This is a genomic window from Pedobacter nutrimenti, assembly GCF_032678445.1.
Lineage (GTDB): Bacteria > Bacteroidota > Bacteroidia > Sphingobacteriales > Sphingobacteriaceae > Pedobacter > Pedobacter nutrimenti_A.
Genome location: NZ_JAVTSQ010000003.1, coordinates 170,586 through 185,519 on the forward strand (window position 1 = coordinate 170,586; position 14,934 = coordinate 185,519).

The 14,934-nt window shown below is 41.5% G+C and carries 14 protein-coding genes; 4 read left to right on the forward strand and 10 right to left on the reverse strand.

Annotated elements, in window-relative coordinates; genetic code table 11:
- Positions 1–34 precede the first annotated feature (34 nt).
- Both R2S08_RS05840 and R2S08_RS05845 read left to right on the forward strand, forming a co-directional pair.
- On the forward strand, positions 35–1,909 hold the full coding sequence (locus R2S08_RS05840) for a chloride channel protein (protein WP_316834260.1): 1,875 nt from the start codon (positions 35–37) through the stop codon (positions 1,907–1,909).
- A 2-nt stretch (positions 1,910–1,911) separates the two neighbouring features.
- Positions 1,912–2,337: a hypothetical protein gene (locus tag R2S08_RS05845; protein ID WP_316834261.1), complete on the forward strand. Its 426-nt coding sequence runs from the start codon at positions 1,912–1,914 to the stop codon at positions 2,335–2,337.
- A gap of 57 nt (positions 2,338–2,394) precedes the next feature.
- Here the strand turns inward: R2S08_RS05845 and hmpA are convergent, their stop codons facing one another.
- The 3 genes from hmpA to R2S08_RS05860 form a co-directional block, all read right to left on the reverse strand.
- Positions 2,395–3,606, reverse strand: a complete 1,212-nt coding sequence (gene hmpA, locus R2S08_RS05850) for an NO-inducible flavohemoprotein (protein WP_316834262.1) — start codon at positions 3,604–3,606, stop codon at positions 2,395–2,397.
- 47 nt (positions 3,607–3,653) lie between these two features.
- Positions 3,654–4,091: an Rrf2 family transcriptional regulator gene (locus tag R2S08_RS05855; RefSeq protein WP_316834263.1), complete on the reverse strand. Its 438-nt coding sequence runs from the start codon at positions 4,089–4,091 to the stop codon at positions 3,654–3,656.
- A gap of 122 nt (positions 4,092–4,213) precedes the next feature.
- On the reverse strand, positions 4,214–4,990 hold the full coding sequence (locus R2S08_RS05860; RefSeq protein ID WP_316834264.1) for a helix-turn-helix transcriptional regulator: 777 nt from the start codon (positions 4,988–4,990) through the stop codon (positions 4,214–4,216).
- Between the two features lie 110 nt (positions 4,991–5,100).
- On the opposite strand from R2S08_RS05860, the gene R2S08_RS05865 reads away from it, so the two are divergent.
- Positions 5,101–5,856, forward strand: coding sequence for a DUF1349 domain-containing protein (locus R2S08_RS05865; protein ID WP_133781751.1), 756 nt, complete (start codon positions 5,101–5,103; stop codon positions 5,854–5,856).
- 26 nt (positions 5,857–5,882) lie between these two features.
- On the opposite strand, the gene R2S08_RS05870 is transcribed toward R2S08_RS05865, so the two are convergent.
- Genes R2S08_RS05870 through R2S08_RS05880 form a run of 3 tightly spaced genes read right to left on the reverse strand, consistent with a single transcriptional unit; the run spans position 5,883 to position 7,468 of the window.
- A complete protein-coding gene (locus tag R2S08_RS05870) occupies positions 5,883–6,065 on the reverse strand; it encodes a DinB family protein (protein WP_316834265.1) in 183 nt (60 codons plus the stop codon).
- A 10-nt stretch (positions 6,066–6,075) separates the two neighbouring features.
- A complete protein-coding gene (locus tag R2S08_RS05875; protein WP_316834266.1) occupies positions 6,076–7,026 on the reverse strand; it encodes a bifunctional helix-turn-helix transcriptional regulator/GNAT family N-acetyltransferase in 951 nt (316 codons plus the stop codon).
- Positions 7,027–7,066: 40 nt separating this feature from the next.
- On the reverse strand, positions 7,067–7,468 hold the full coding sequence (locus tag R2S08_RS05880) for an IS630 transposase-related protein (protein WP_316834267.1): 402 nt from the start codon (positions 7,466–7,468) through the stop codon (positions 7,067–7,069).
- A gap of 79 nt (positions 7,469–7,547) precedes the next feature.
- Between R2S08_RS05880 and dctA the strand changes: the two genes are divergently transcribed.
- Complete coding sequence (gene dctA / locus R2S08_RS05885) at positions 7,548–8,804, forward strand: C4-dicarboxylate transporter DctA (RefSeq protein WP_316834268.1); 1,257 nt, start codon at positions 7,548–7,550, stop codon at positions 8,802–8,804.
- A 35-nt stretch (positions 8,805–8,839) separates the two neighbouring features.
- Here the strand turns inward: dctA and R2S08_RS05890 are convergent, their stop codons facing one another.
- The 4 genes from R2S08_RS05890 to R2S08_RS05905 form a co-directional block, all read right to left on the reverse strand.
- Positions 8,840–10,312 carry a L,D-transpeptidase family protein gene (locus R2S08_RS05890; RefSeq protein WP_316834269.1) on the reverse strand — a complete coding sequence of 491 codons (1,473 nt, stop codon included), beginning with the start codon at positions 10,310–10,312 and terminating at the stop codon, positions 8,840–8,842.
- Between the two features lie 479 nt (positions 10,313–10,791).
- Positions 10,792–12,117 (reverse strand): DUF4302 domain-containing protein, encoded by a 1,326-nt coding sequence (locus R2S08_RS05895; protein ID WP_316834270.1) that lies wholly within the window; start codon positions 12,115–12,117, stop codon positions 10,792–10,794.
- A 22-nt stretch (positions 12,118–12,139) separates the two neighbouring features.
- On the reverse strand, positions 12,140–13,456 hold the full coding sequence (locus R2S08_RS05900) for a putative zinc-binding metallopeptidase (RefSeq protein ID WP_316834271.1): 1,317 nt from the start codon (positions 13,454–13,456) through the stop codon (positions 12,140–12,142).
- A 16-nt stretch (positions 13,457–13,472) separates the two neighbouring features.
- Positions 13,473–14,927: a RagB/SusD family nutrient uptake outer membrane protein gene (locus R2S08_RS05905; protein ID WP_316834272.1), complete on the reverse strand. Its 1,455-nt coding sequence runs from the start codon at positions 14,925–14,927 to the stop codon at positions 13,473–13,475.
- Positions 14,928–14,934: the final 7 nt, after the last annotated feature.

A 14,934-nucleotide genomic window follows, 5' to 3' on the forward strand; every position in this document is an offset into this window, starting at 1 on the left:
TCCGAAAAACGACATTAAACAGTTTAAGAATAAAATGAAAACAACAAACTATAAAAACGGCATACCAATATCGCCAACTCTCGATTCTTTAACCTATACAGAGCAGGATAAAAAACAGAGTTTTTTGTTAAAAAAGAGATTGGTTCAGATATCTGTTTTTTCAGTTATAGTAGCCATGTTGATCAGTCTGATTGCTAAGTTTCTCATTTACCTCATTAACCTGGTCACTAATCTGGCATTTTACGGCACTGTTGATCTCCGTTTTCACAGCCCGGCTGCGAATCACCTGGGCATCTGGGTAATTGTTATTCCTGCAATTGGAGGCTTGTTAGTTGGCGTAATGGCTTTATATGGATCTAAAGCTATACGCGGCCATGGAATTCCAGAAGCGATGGAACAGATCCTGGTTAATGAAAGCAAAATCAAACCTGTAATCACCTTTTTAAAACCTATATCCTCTGCAATAGCGATTGGAACCGGAGGACCATTTGGAGCGGAAGGTCCTATTATTGCCACCGGAGGAGCATTAGGATCTACGCTTGGGCAATTGTTTAAAATTACCTCCAGTGAAAGGAAAGTAATTCTGGCAGCCGGTGCAACCGCTGGTATGTCGGCAATATTTGGCACACCTATAGCGGCTATATTTCTGGCTGTAGAACTATTGTTGTTTGAATTCTCTCCAAAGGCTATTCTTCCGGTAGCTTTAGCCTGCATAACCGGTGCCGCAGGGCACCATTTCTTGTTTGAATCCGGGCCTGTATTTCCTATGCCAACTTTGGAAATTCCCGGAAACCTGGCCTTGGGTATTTACAGTTTCATTGGTATTGTGATTGGTTTTTTATCGCTGGGCCTAACTAAGGCCGTTTATGCGATTGAAGATCTTTTTGAGAAATTACCTATCCATTGGATATGGTGGCCTGCTCTTGGTGGCCTTGCTGTAGGATTAATTGGATACTATGAGCCAAATACACTTGGTGTTGGTTATGACAACATCATCAATATACTTTCCGGCCATATCACATTCGTCCTATTATTGAGTCTGTCTTTATTTAAATTTCTTTCCTGGGCAATTGCCCTGGGTAGTGGAACTTCCGGCGGAACGCTTGCTCCCTTATTAACGATTGGTGGTGCTTGTGGAGCCATTATTGGTTCTATTCTCATCCAACTTTTTCCTTCTGCGGGCTTAAGCCTGCCCATGGCAGCCTTAATTGGCATGTCTGCGATGTTTGCAGGTGCCTCCCGTGCCTATCTCACCAGCATTGCTTTCGCATTGGAAGCAACCATGCAACCTGCCGCATTATTGCCGTTGCTGTGCGCCTGTACAGCCTCTTACCTGATTTCCTTTTTCTTCATGGAAAATACCATTATGACAGAGAAAATTGCCCGAAGGGGAATTTATACACCTGACTCTTATGAGCCCGATGTTTTAAGGAAATTGTCTGTAGCACAAGTCATTTCCCATGAATCGATGGCATTAAGCCCTCATACGCTGGTAAAAGAGATTAAAGCCTACCTGGAAAGCACCACATTAACGGATACCCACTTTATTGTAATTGACCATGAAGGGCATTTTCTGGGAACAGCTGCAATTACGGATTTGTATAAAGGGGGCCTTAGTGATGAAGCTGCTGTTTCTTCCATCCTAAAGAAATCTACCTGTGTTATCAAAAGTAACGATAGTCTTTCAAGGGCCGTAGAATTAATGTCTGAGCAACAACAAGAGCTTATCCCTGTTGTATCTGCTGAGCATAAGGTTATTGGAATACTCACTTACAAGGATATTCTGAAAGCTTATAAAATGCAGGTTAGGGAGAACAGGGAGGCAGGAGTAAATCTATCCTTAAAGAGGCAAAGAATGAAAATGTTAATTAAAGGAAGGAAATTCTACAAAGTCAGCAAAACAAACTAACGATGAAGCCCTGTGTTTTCATATTTTCACTTCTGATAATGGCCTGTAATAGCAGATCTTCATCAGAATTTGTCAAATTTCAAGACACAGTCTCCATATTAAATTGTATTGTTAGTCATCCGAGTTTTCTGGCCGAAATTACGCCCCAAACTCAAACTCTAGTCGTTATTAAAAATAAGTATTATGAAAACAACTGGCCTGAACAGATTGGAACTTTCAATGTGGTTTATGAAAAGGAAAAGCAAGTCAACCTGCCGGCTGCAGAGACACCATTAATTTACGAAGTTGCTCAGCTTGATATTCATAAGAATACAGCAGAAGTAACGATTTTGTATAGGAATAAAAACCTTTTACTACTTTATACCCTTCTTAAGACTAGTAACGTCTGGAAAGTTGATACCAGTAAACGAAAGAATCAAAGAACTTGAATAAAACGAAGCCATCCTTGTTTTTAAAACAGAGATGGCTTCATCAAATGATTGCCCTTAATTCAACTGAAGCAATTGAGGGCCAAATTCTTCAAACAAAATTGCTTCTTTATCAATACCCAAAGCGATTAGGTCTGTATATTGCTTTTGAATAAAAGCAGAGGGTCCGCACACATAATATCTTGTACCGGGAAATTGTGGCAAAGATGCTATCTTATGGATATCTAAAAAACCTTCTATAATGCCTTGTTGTCTATCTTCGTGAGTAGATACATCATAAAAAACATGTTGGGTAACCTGATCTGCCGTTTGAGTAATCTGATCTATTTTCTCTTTAAATGCATGTACAGAACGGTTTCTGCAGCCATGAAGCCAGGTTACCGGGTAGTTGTAATTCTTTTCAACCAAATTCTCGAGCATACTTATCATAGGTGTTAAACCTACTCCTCCGCTAATTAACACTACTGGAGCGCTAAGCTCCTCAGAAAGTGTAAAGGTCCCTGCAGGAGCCGTTAAATCCACCTTATTGCCTTCCTGAATAAAATTGTGAAGGTAGTTACTAATTTTACCATCCGTATCTATTTGGGTACCTTTTTCTTTTTTTACGGATATTCTGTAGTATTCGTTAGATGGGGCACTTGAAATGCTATATTGCCTGGCCTGATAAAGTTCCATCTCCGGAAAAAAGACCCTAAGACTAATGTATTGACCAGGTATATGAGGCATCACCTTTCCTCCATCGGAAGGATATAAGTAAAACGAAGTGATCTCTGTTGACTCCTCAACTTTTTTATCTATTTTAAATGGACGCCAGCCTGTCCATCCATTATCCAGACTTGTTTTTTGCTCATAAAGATTGGCCTCGTGACCAGACATCAGAGCAGCTAACTGTACATATGCTGCGGTCCATGCATCTACAATTTCAGGCATAGCAGCTTCCCCTAAAACTTCCTTGATGGAGGCAATTAAATGGCGCCCAACAATTTGATAATGCTCAGGCCTGATGTCCAGACTCACATGCTTATGCCCTATTCTGTCTACCACCGGCATTAATACTCCAGGATTTGCAATGTTTTCAGCATAAGCCAACACCGCCATAGCCAAAGCAGTTTGCTGTTTCCCACTTTGCTGATTTCCCATATTAAACATGTTTTTAAGTTCCGGATTGTGGGTGAACATTCTGTTATAGAAATGTTTGGTTAACAATATTCCGTTTTCTTTTAATACTGGAACCGTCGCGCTGATCAATTGTTTTTGTTCTGTTGTCATAATAAAATATATTAATACCTTTTTATCTTTTATTAGGGTAATTTTTTTTATTTCTTCAATTTAGTAATCCCCAGGTTCAGGTCTTCATTAAACTCTCCAATAGTGGTTTGTTGAAGCATTTGTTGTATTCTGTTTCTGATTCCTTTAAATTCTTCATGTAATGGACAAGGATTGGTTTCGGAGCAATATTCCAGGCCCAGACCGCAGCCGGTAAACAGGCTTTTCCCATCCACAGCTTCTACTACGTCAGACAAAGGTCTTGCAAGGGTTGTCGCGTCCATATAAAATCCGCCGTTAGGTCCTTTTATAGACTGAACAATTCCTTTTCTACTTAAATCCTGTAAAATCTTAGCTAGAAAATGCTCGGGAGAATCAATGCCAGATGAAATTTCTTTTATCCCTACCCTATTGCCGGAAGCTGTACGGTGAGCGATAAAAAAAACCGATCTCATAGCATATTCGCACGTTTTTGAAAAAATTCCCATTTGCACAACAAAGGTAAGCGATGGACCTGTAAAATAAAAGAGTTTTTTGTCTTTTATTTTACATACTCACTGCAATCAGCCGATACCTTTATAGACTATTATACATAGATATAAATATGCTTTCATATAATGATTCCTATAGCTAAACCCGTTTTTACAGCTTCTGCTGTATTGGAAACCTGCATTTTGCGAAGGATGTTTTGTCTGTGCCTGCGTACCGTGTAAACCGCGATATGTAACTGCGCGGCAATTTCTTTACTTCCCATTCCTTTTGCAATAAGATTAAGGATCTCTACCTCTCTTCGGCTAAGGACTTGCTGACTGTAATTTCTATACTGTTCAAAGGATATAGTTTCACCTGTTTCCCTGTTAACAATCTTCCCATCTATCCCCGGTCGTGGGAACAGGTCAACTGAGGGTGCGTAAATACATAAGGCCAGCCACACACTGTCGTTAGGTTGGCTCTTTAAATAAATGGTGCGATGGTTTATATAGGAATATTCGCCCTCTGCATTACTGGCCCTTATTCTACTGATTGTGCTGTATTTCTTGCGTTCGGAGGGCAGTAAACTCTTCTGATGTTCAAAATAGCTGAGCTCTAAAATATGGCGCTCTGTCAAGTCATCCGGGTGGACCTTATCAAAAATACATTCTTCAAATGCCGATTCAATTACAATATGACCACAAGACAATCCAAAGTGCTGACCAAAGCTACCCACATAGATATAGCTTCGGTTTGCCTGAAAATCAGAAAGTACGGCTATACTATGGTCAATATCTACATATCCTTCTACCAAACGCTTGTATTCATCAAGTAAAACAGTATCCTGGCTACTACTTGAAAAAGATTGTCCTAATAAAGCGGTAGTTAATTGATCCTGGATAGAGCGTTGTTCCATGTTTTCACTAAAAATTGGTTAATTTGAGGTATTGCAGCAACTGGAGTCTGTATTTAACTTTAGCCTGACGAAAATATGTTTTTTCGACGATTATAAAATATAAAACAACTATGAAATCAAAATTTTCAGGTATCAGTGCTTTACTAGGAATCGCTTTTTTATTCAGCTGCAATAATAAGGAGATCAAAGATCAGGAATCTAAAGATTCACTGAAGGTAACATCTACCGATTCGGCACGTGTAAATGGAACACCTTGCGATATTTCAATCTCTGGAATTCATTTTACAAAGTCCGTTAACGGAGCAGACACCCTTGCGAAAATAGACCAAAGTGGAAAAATAGCTTTCCATGTAGGTGAAAAGAAGGACTATTTCTCCGATCCGAATAACCAGCTATCGAATAATACCGCCCCTATTCTTCTGGCAAAGGTAGATAATACAAAGCCTTTCACCTTAGTTTCAAAGGTCACTCCTACTTTTACAGAAAAAGGACTTTACAATGCAGGAGTACTTTATATCTATGTACATGATAATTTTTATCAGAAGTATTGTTTTGAACAAGATGAGCGTGGAAACCACCGATTGGTCACTGTACGCACCATTGGCACCTCTGATGACAATAACCACGATGCCATACAGAGCCCTTTTGTTTACATGAAGATCTCTTCTGATACCCGTACGGTAGCCAGCTATTATTCTGTTGATAAGAAGACCTGGCATATGGTTCGCCTCTATAAGAACAACTACCCTGCTGAAATCTGGATGGGAATTAGTGCTCAATGTCCTGTAGATACGGGATCGGTAAGCTATTTCGAGGAATTGAGCCTGCAGCAGAACAGTGTGCGTGATTTTCGTATGGGAAATTAATACCTACATACAAATCCACAAACATATTACCATCCCATTCTTTTACGTAAGGAAATGATCTGCTCTGCATGATGTGCTCCATGCCAGTTGTACTGATTAACCATTTGCCAGATCGGCATGTATTCATTATTTCCGGGATGGTAATATGTTCTTTCCCAATGACCGGTTGAGATTCCTGAATTGTAAACGGCACCACAATAGTATGCCATAAATAAAGTTTCACAACTGTAGTTCCATTTGAATGTTAACCCTTTCGTAACCCGTGTTTCTTCCAGACACCTTATTAAAACCCAGTTTATGATACAAATTGATGGCTGGTTTTAGTATGGTATTGCTTTCCAGGTAGAGCTTATCTGCACCTAAAAGTTTTGCTTTTTCTATAACGGCCTGCCCAAGCAGCCAACCTGCATGTTTGCCCCGAGCACGGGGAGAAACCGCCATTTTTGCCAGTTCATACTCATATTCAGGATCTGTTCTCTTAAGCAATGCGCATACCCCTATTGGCTCATCATTATAAATGGCAACAAAGATATGCCCGCCATGATTTAAAACGTACCCTTCAGGATCATCCAGCATCTTATAGTCTGTATCCTCCATTTTAAAATAGGTAGAAATCCATTCCGTATTAAGCGCCTTATAAACTTCTTTGTATTTAGGCTCATAGTTAACAATTTCTACATTTTTACTTTCCCGGGCCTTCCTCTGTTCCTGTACCCTTAACAACAGAGATTTATGTTCCAGTAAGAACTCCCATTCTGCTACAGCTTTCCAAAGATCATGCTGTGTTTGTTGTGTAATTGCATCAATGGCCCCCGCCAGATCTCCGTACTGAACTTCAATCTTCTCGGTAATCTGTAAGCCTTTTTTAGAAAGTCCTACAATATTCCTGCGTCCGTCAGTTTTATCCTTTTTTTCTCTGATCAGCCCCTTTTTAGACATTTCACCCAAGATCTTACTCACTGAGGGATGTGAATGTCCTATCTCTTTGGCAATCTCGGTTACCGTCTTCTCTTCTCCCTGCGAAAGCACATAAAAAACAGGGAACCATTTTGGCTGAAGATCAACATCGTAAGACTTATACAGCTGTGCCGCATCTTCAGTAATTTTCTCTGTCAGCATCCGAAGCCGGCTTCCAATGGCTATTTTACCAATCTTATCAAAAAAATCCATTTATAAAATGACTAGGTTAGATATCATATTGTTTTGAGCGTTAAACCTTCCGTTGTAATTTACCTGGCTTCAATTTATCCAATTCCTTACGTTGCTCCGGCAATTGAATTCCTTGTTCCTTTTCCAGTATTTCAAACAGGTTTTCATACATCTGGTTTCGGGTTCGTTCTCTCTTTAAGGCCGACTCCAACTGTTTGATGCGTTGCTCCGGATGAAGTTCATTTTTCCGTTGTGTACTTTGTTTTTTAGGATATTTCCAATCCAGGCAACCATGCTTTCTCAGCCAAACCAGCACTGTACTCTTTCCCTGTATGCCATATGTCTTTTGAGCTTCATGATAACTCATCCGGCCACTTTCAACTTCGCGAACCACGCGCAACTTAAAATCAAGCTCATAATCCCGCCGGCTTCGTTTAGGCGGTTGTTCTTCTTCTGCGTTCATAGATAAGTAACTGATTACGCAATTATAAAGATATAATTTTATATTTACAAAAAGATCCAGCGATTAACCAGCGCAAGCAATGAAAAAAATCTTCAGCAACCTTACCTTTCAAGTCATCTTAGCCATCATTTTAGGAATAGAAGTGGGCGCCTACTTTCCTTCTTTTGCACCTACGGCCCAAACCATCAGCAAGACGTTCATCAATATGATCAGCATGCTGATTGCGCCCATCATCTTCTTTACGATTGTACTGGGTATTGCAAAAATGGGCGACGTGAAAAAAGTTGGTCGTGTAGGCGGCAAAGCGCTGCTGTATTTTGAAGTCATGACCACCCTTGCTCTTTTTATCGGGTTACTGGTTGCTAATGTCCTGAAACCTGGCAAAGGCGTTATCCCGGTACATGAAAAGATCAAATATGTCGTACCATTGGCTACTGACAGTATCAACTGGCTGGAATTCGTGACCCATATCGTTCCGCACAACATTGTAGAATCTTTTGCCAAGGGAGAGATCCTGCAGATCTTGTTTTTTGCCATCCTGTTTGGCTTCGGTATGAGTAAAATGGGCGAGTCCGGTGCCTCAGTACTCCAGGGATTTGAAAAAATCTCGCAGGTACTCTTCAACATGATGAAGTTTGTAATGAAACTGGCGCCCATCGGAGCCTTTGGCGGAATGGCCTTTACCGTCGGCAATTACGGCCTTCATACCCTGTTGCCTATGGCCAAGATTATGTTTACGGTCTACCTCACCTGTATTCTGTTTATTTTTATAGTCCTGAACCTGGTCTGTTACCGCTACAAATTCAGTTTGTGGGCCTATCTCAAATACATCCGGCAGGAAATCCTGGTGGTCCTGGGTACCTCATCCTCCGAATCGGCCCTGCCCAGCATGATGCAAAAGATGGAAAAGTTTGGCTGTTCCAAATCCGTGGTTGGCCTGGTTATTCCCACCGGCTATTCCTTTAACCTGGATGGCACCTCTATTTACCTCTCTGCGGCCCTGATCTTCCTTACACAAGTATTCAACATTGAACTCAGTATCTGGCAGCAGCTCACTGCAATGGGCATCTTAATGGTCACTTCCAAAGGTGCTGCTGGTGTTACAGGAAGTGGTTTTATTGTATTGAGCACTACCCTGGTTTCCTTAAAGATCATGCCCATTGAGAATGTAGCCATCCTTTTGGGCGTAGACCGCTTTATGTCAGAAGCCCGCTCCATCACCAATCTCATCGGTAATGGTATTGCAACCATAGTGATTGCCAAAAGTGAAAATGAATTCGACGAGCAAAAGTACCAGCAAGTCCTCACCCATTCCGCTGCCGAAGACACCGAATAAAGCCTTTCCAGAAAAACATAGGCCACAATTACAGATTACAACAAAGTTCTGTACACCAAAGGATCCAGCTGATAAACATCCTTATACAAATGAATCAAGCCATTCTGATCCGCCCATGCCGTAAAATAGGTAATCCAAATGGGAACCGGTTTGGGTAGCCCAATAAATTTAGCTTTAGGATAGCCGCTGCTCATGGCCCGTTTGATCTGTTCGTATTTTTCATTCTGTCCAAACAGTGCCAACACAAGCTCCAGTGGTTTCTCTACCCGCACACAACCATGACTAATGGCCCGCATCTCCTTTTTAAAAGGAGATTGTACCGGCGTATCATGAAGATAAACGCTGCTTTCATTTTTAAAGAGGAATTTAATCCGACCCAATGCATTCTGCTCCCCCGGCTGCTGTTTAAAAGAATACTCATCCGGATCTGCCATACTCCAGTCAATCGACTCCGGATCCCCGATCAACTTCCCCTTCTTATATACATTAATATTGTTATTGGCCAGATAATACCGGTCCTCAGCTGCATTTTTAGTCGTCTCGTTTCTGGCGATACTCTGCGGGATATTCCACACCGGATTGACCTGCACCGAATAAATCATACTATTCAGCTGCGGAGTTTCCTTCTCACCTTTCTCCCCTACACAAACCTTCATCTGCACAGTCGATTTTCCCTGGTTCAAAACATCAAGATTAAAACCTGCAATGTTCACCCGAACCAAAGTCTGCCCGGAAGGCTGGTTCTTCCACCTCAACCGTTCCAGGTTAACAACAAGCGCCATACAAACTTCCTCCTTGCTTTTCATGGCTGTTCGGGCTTCCGCATTCAAAGCCCTCTGCAGAGCCAGATACTGGCGGTTCTTAGGCTGTATGCTGTCCAGGTATTTCCTAAGAGACTGTACTTCCAATATATGAGAAATAGCTGCACTATCCGGCCGCAAAGTCAGCGTGCTGTAATGAGGACAAATTTGGGCAGGATCAGCCAGACCATATTGCAATACCGAACTGTATTTAATCAAGGCACTCGCTACCGATAACTCCAGTTCCATACTGTTCCTGTAGCCTTCCTTACCAGAAACCGATCCTTGTTCCAGATATTCATCGTACTGTTTCTGAATAGCCATTAAACCAAACAATTCCGGATTTAGACCATGCTTACCCGCCTGCGACAAATAACCCAGAAAACCTTCTATAGAATGATCAGAAAGGAACCTGGAAATCAATACAGGCTGATAATTTTCCTTCTCATAAAAACGACGGATCAACTCCGGATAAACCAGATCATCAACTTTATGTTTAAATACCTTACCAAATTCAGACTGAAAATCGACATCCGTTTTATTCAACTGAGCAACAGGCGCCTGTACAGCATCAGTTCTAACCTCGGATCCAGCTTTAACCAACGGCCGTTTCACCGTACAAGACCATTGAAAAACAAGGCAAATAACCACCAAAAACAAAATACCCTTTCCAGAAAGCATTGTTGGTATATATCCCCTTGATTCCATAATAAATAGCTGAACCTAATCAACAAACACACTGACGCACAAATAGTTTCAAAACCATCTATAAAAAAAAGAAATCTACTCCCTACCCTAGCCCCTGCTCTTTAAACTCTACTCCCTGCATTTTAACCTCTGCTCCCCGCTCTTTAAACTCCACTCCCTGCTCTTTAAACTCCACTCCCTGCATTTTAACCTCTGCTCCCCGCACCCAACTCTGCTCTCAACTCTCTACTCTCTCTACTCTGCTCCCCGCACGGTCACCACCCTCCTCTGCAATTTGCTACGGAAAATTCTCGTACGCTGCGGAAAGACCTCAGAGATCTGCGGGCCCTTCAGCCCGCCTGATATCGTTAGTCTTGAAGCAGCTGTACAGAATTTTCCAAAAAATTCACCTCCAAAAATTTCACTTCCAAAAACATTATGCATAAAAAGGGGTATCCGAATCCACGGATACCCCTTTCCCTATTCACACTAAAATTAATCTACTTAATTAAAGTACCATAAAAGAAGGAAGCCGGATTAGCAGTCGTATAAAAACCACCATAAGAAGCCCCTCCACCAGGATTAGAAACCCAATCCACTTTAAATGTATTGTTACTGAAGTAATCCTTTAAAGACGTCAAACCACCACCAACAACACCCGCATTACCATCCGAAGCCAGATATACAAAAGAAAACGTTCCACTTGCATCCCTCGAATAACTATAGGTCATATTGGCCTGGAAATTCGAATTCGACGTATTGTGGTAATAAAACCTCAAACTCATCGTATTGTCCAGGTTGATGATTACCCTGACAGCATCCAATGTCCGGCCCGCATTTCCCACAGCCGCCAAACCAGTCTTGGCCGTATTATATTTTGCATTAAAATCTGAAGACAAGTTCGCCGCTACAGTACTCGGATTGTATTCCATTTGTGAATAATCCTTCCCAGCCGGCATAAACAAGGTCCGGAGTGGAATAATAGGCGTTACAGAATTCTGCAAGTCAATACGAGTAGTACCAGACATCGCATAATAGATCTTAGCTGCCGGATCATATAACAGCTCATTAAAACTGAAATTCCCATATTTTAAATAACCGCTAAGCGTAATCTTGTTGATGCCATAAGCAAAATTTACCGTTTGCAACTGACTAGCTTCTTTACTGTCCAGATAATTTAACTTTACCGTTTTCGCAACCGGATCAATCAAAATGGCCCCTTTAGTCCCATCCGAAAACAATAAATAAGGGTTTTTATTGAGCTGCAAGTAAGCTGTATTCGCCTGAGTCATCGTTTTAAGACCACCCTCCAATAGAGCCTTTGACTCCTCAGCACCCAGTTTAATCATCACCATTTTATTGCTGTTAAATGTCCCCTCCATTTTGATGCTATCGCCCGCTACAGAAGCAAAAGCAAACTCAAAATCAGAAGACAAACCAGATGCAGAAGCACCACCACTTACCGAAGCATCAGGATCTGCAGCCAAATGGATATAATTGTAAGTATCAAAAATCAATGTAGGACGTTGCAGCGCTTTCAAACGATAAGTGCTTTCCTGCAAAGTCGTCGCTGAGGCTGCATTAAAATCAGACAACATTTTCACTTTTCCATCTGCACCAAACAGAAAATAAAAAGAGAAACCTTTCCCACCTTTAGGGTAAATCATCGCTTTCCAGCCATTGGTTGCCGAGGTAATCTGACTCTTATCTGCATCTAAGGCCTTTGCAAGCCTGGTATCAGGATCGTCGAAGATCGGGTCCTGGTCTTTTTTACAACTGGTTATAAAAGCAACTACAACCAGCAGAACATATATTATTTTTTTCATCTCTTATATTTTTTAAAATGAATTAATTACCAGGAACACCAAAGAAGAAAGATGTTGGATCAGCTGTTTTAAAAAGACCGATATATTCTGATGCATAATTCGGACTATAAAACCACTTATAGGTAAATTTATTCTGTGTCAGATAATTTGTTAAACTGGTTACACCTGAAGCAATAACCCCAGCATTACCGTCGGTACTCGCCAGCGCAAGAGAAATATTACCATTGGCATCTGAAGTTACATTGTAAGTGAAATTGGCCACCAAAGGACTTCCTGCTGAATTGCGGTAATTTAACCTCAACACCATCTGATTTGCAGCAGGATAAAGAATATTGAAATTATCCAGGATACGTCCTGCACCTCCTACCAGTGCCAAACCAGTTTTTGCAGCGGCAAAAACGTCTTTAAAGTCCGCAGATAAACCTGGTAAATTGTCCGGGTTAACGGTTAAAGCCGTATTGTTCTTTCCAAACCCCAGGTAAGTTAATGGCGAAAGCGGTGCTGTCTCGTTCAACGCAATTTGTACACGGCTTTGCAAGGCATAAATATCAATGCCCCAGGTCTGTTTAAAATAACTCACCACCAATTGTTCTTTTGCGCGGATAGCAGCCACTGCTGTAGCAGATGTATTGGCCTTTAAAATCGCCTCATATCCTTGCTTTCCTTCGGTCAGCATGATAGAAACCATCTCCGCATAATCCTCACCAGGAGCAGCCTGGGCATACTGGCTGATGAAACCATTTGCTGCAAAAGCTGAACTGTTGTTCCAATCCGCCGTATATCCGGCCGGAGTCACCATCGGAAACTCCTTCTGATAGGTAACGGTCTGGTTCAGGATGTGTGTAAATTCGTGATGTATCGTTTTCAATACCCTCTTTGCAACGGAGCGGTCTGTTTTATCAAAATTATTGACATTAAATAAAGTGACCTTAACACCACCTTCTGCTTCTCCAAGAGTAACCGTACCACCCGAGTTGTATTGTAAACTGCCCACCAGTACATATTGCTTAGGCGCAAAGCGTTTTATAAAGTCCTGACCGGTTTCGGCAGTGTACGCATCAATCCAGCAGGATTTAACCACCTCCATCAAAGGCTGTACTTTTTCAAATTTAGGTGGCGTAAGCGTTTTGGAATTGTCGTATTCCGTACCATCCCATCTGTATTTTACACTAATGTTATAAGGCTTTGTAAAGTTATTATACAGCCATTGATCCAGCGCCGTTTGCTCCCAGGTATCACCACCCAGACCAACGATATCCCGGTCAAGATTTTCATTCTTTTTACAGCCCAGTAAGGAGGCAACAAAAAAGAGTAAGATTAAAATATATTGTCTTTTCATGTTCTTGGTTCTAAAATTAACGTGGATTTTGTGCTAAACCTGCAAGAGTAACTTCTGAAGGCAACTGCCAAAGCTTGCGCTTGTCGTCAGCAGCCAGTTCCATTGCGTTTCCATTGGCATCAAGATGTGTAACAGTCATTTTTAGTCTAAGGATATCCATCCAGCGCATACCTTCTTCCACAAATTCGGCCCGCTTCAAATCCAAAAGCGCATACAGGTAAGCTTGTTTAACATCTTCTGTTTTAGCCGCGTAATACGTGGTGATCTTTGTTTCCGTTAAATTGCTGCTTGCAGCTACATAATTTGTCATTCTGGTACTGATCAAGGTGTTCATGTCTGTAAGCGCTTCGGTATACTTTCCCTGCATGATATAAGCCTCAGCCCTGTTCAAAAGCACCTCTTCAGTGGTCAGCAAAGACTGCATCAGATAGCCTACTCCTGTACTCGCATTAATACTCGTGCGTACAAAATGTTCATAAAGTTTGGGTACAAAATAGAAGGTAGAAGAGTAAGAATAACTCTTATAAGCATTCAGGCTTAAACCAACCGGAGCAAGAATACTATTTAAGCGGTTTTGGCTCAAAGAATAAATAGTTCTTGCATAATTCCTAGCGGCCCATGAAGATGTTTCGCAAAGCAACAGATTACCCGGATTGGCTGCACTCGACATATTCTGCGCAATTTCAGTAGAACCTCCCGTTGGAGAACCAAAAGCCAGCCAGGGACGAACATTGGCTGCAAAATTATTTGCAGGGAAAGCCAGGCCAGCATATTGAACAACCTTGGCCATATCTTTTTTAAACAGATAAAAACGACTGGCAAAAGCGTAAGCGGCCTTATGGGTAAAATGATATGCCGGAACCCTGTATTGCTCATCCTTTAACAATGGAATACCAGCCAGGAGGTCCTTCTCGATCTGCTCATATACATAGGTCACGGTTTTCCTTTCGTAATTTTTAAGAACGATACTCTCTGGTGTAGTAACATAAGGTATACCCGGATCCGTTGCTGCTGTTGCCGGATCATAACATTTAGAGAAAAAAGTAACCAGCATGAAATGCGCATAAGCACGGGCAACCAGAGCTTCTCCTTTCTGAGCACTGTAATTCTGCGGATCACTTATTTTATTTATGGCATCAAGCGCCTGGTTTGCAGCCGCAATGGCAGCGTAACAATCATTCCAGTAATTGTTCGGGGTATCTTGTCCGGTACCCTCAACGTCTTTCCAGAAATAAGCATCCCTGTTTTCAGGTTTATCATATCCGGTGGTACTGTTAAAAGAAGGATTGTCAGACATGGCCTCAGCCAGCATAATATAGCTTCCGCTAGGGTAAGCCGTTACCAGCAACTCCGAAACTTTTTCAGGAGTATTTAATTTGGTCCGCTGATCTGGAGCCTGCTCCAGATATTTTTTACATCCGGTACCCAGGGATGCTATAGAGATCAATAAATATGCAGTATATTTTTTCATTTCAAAC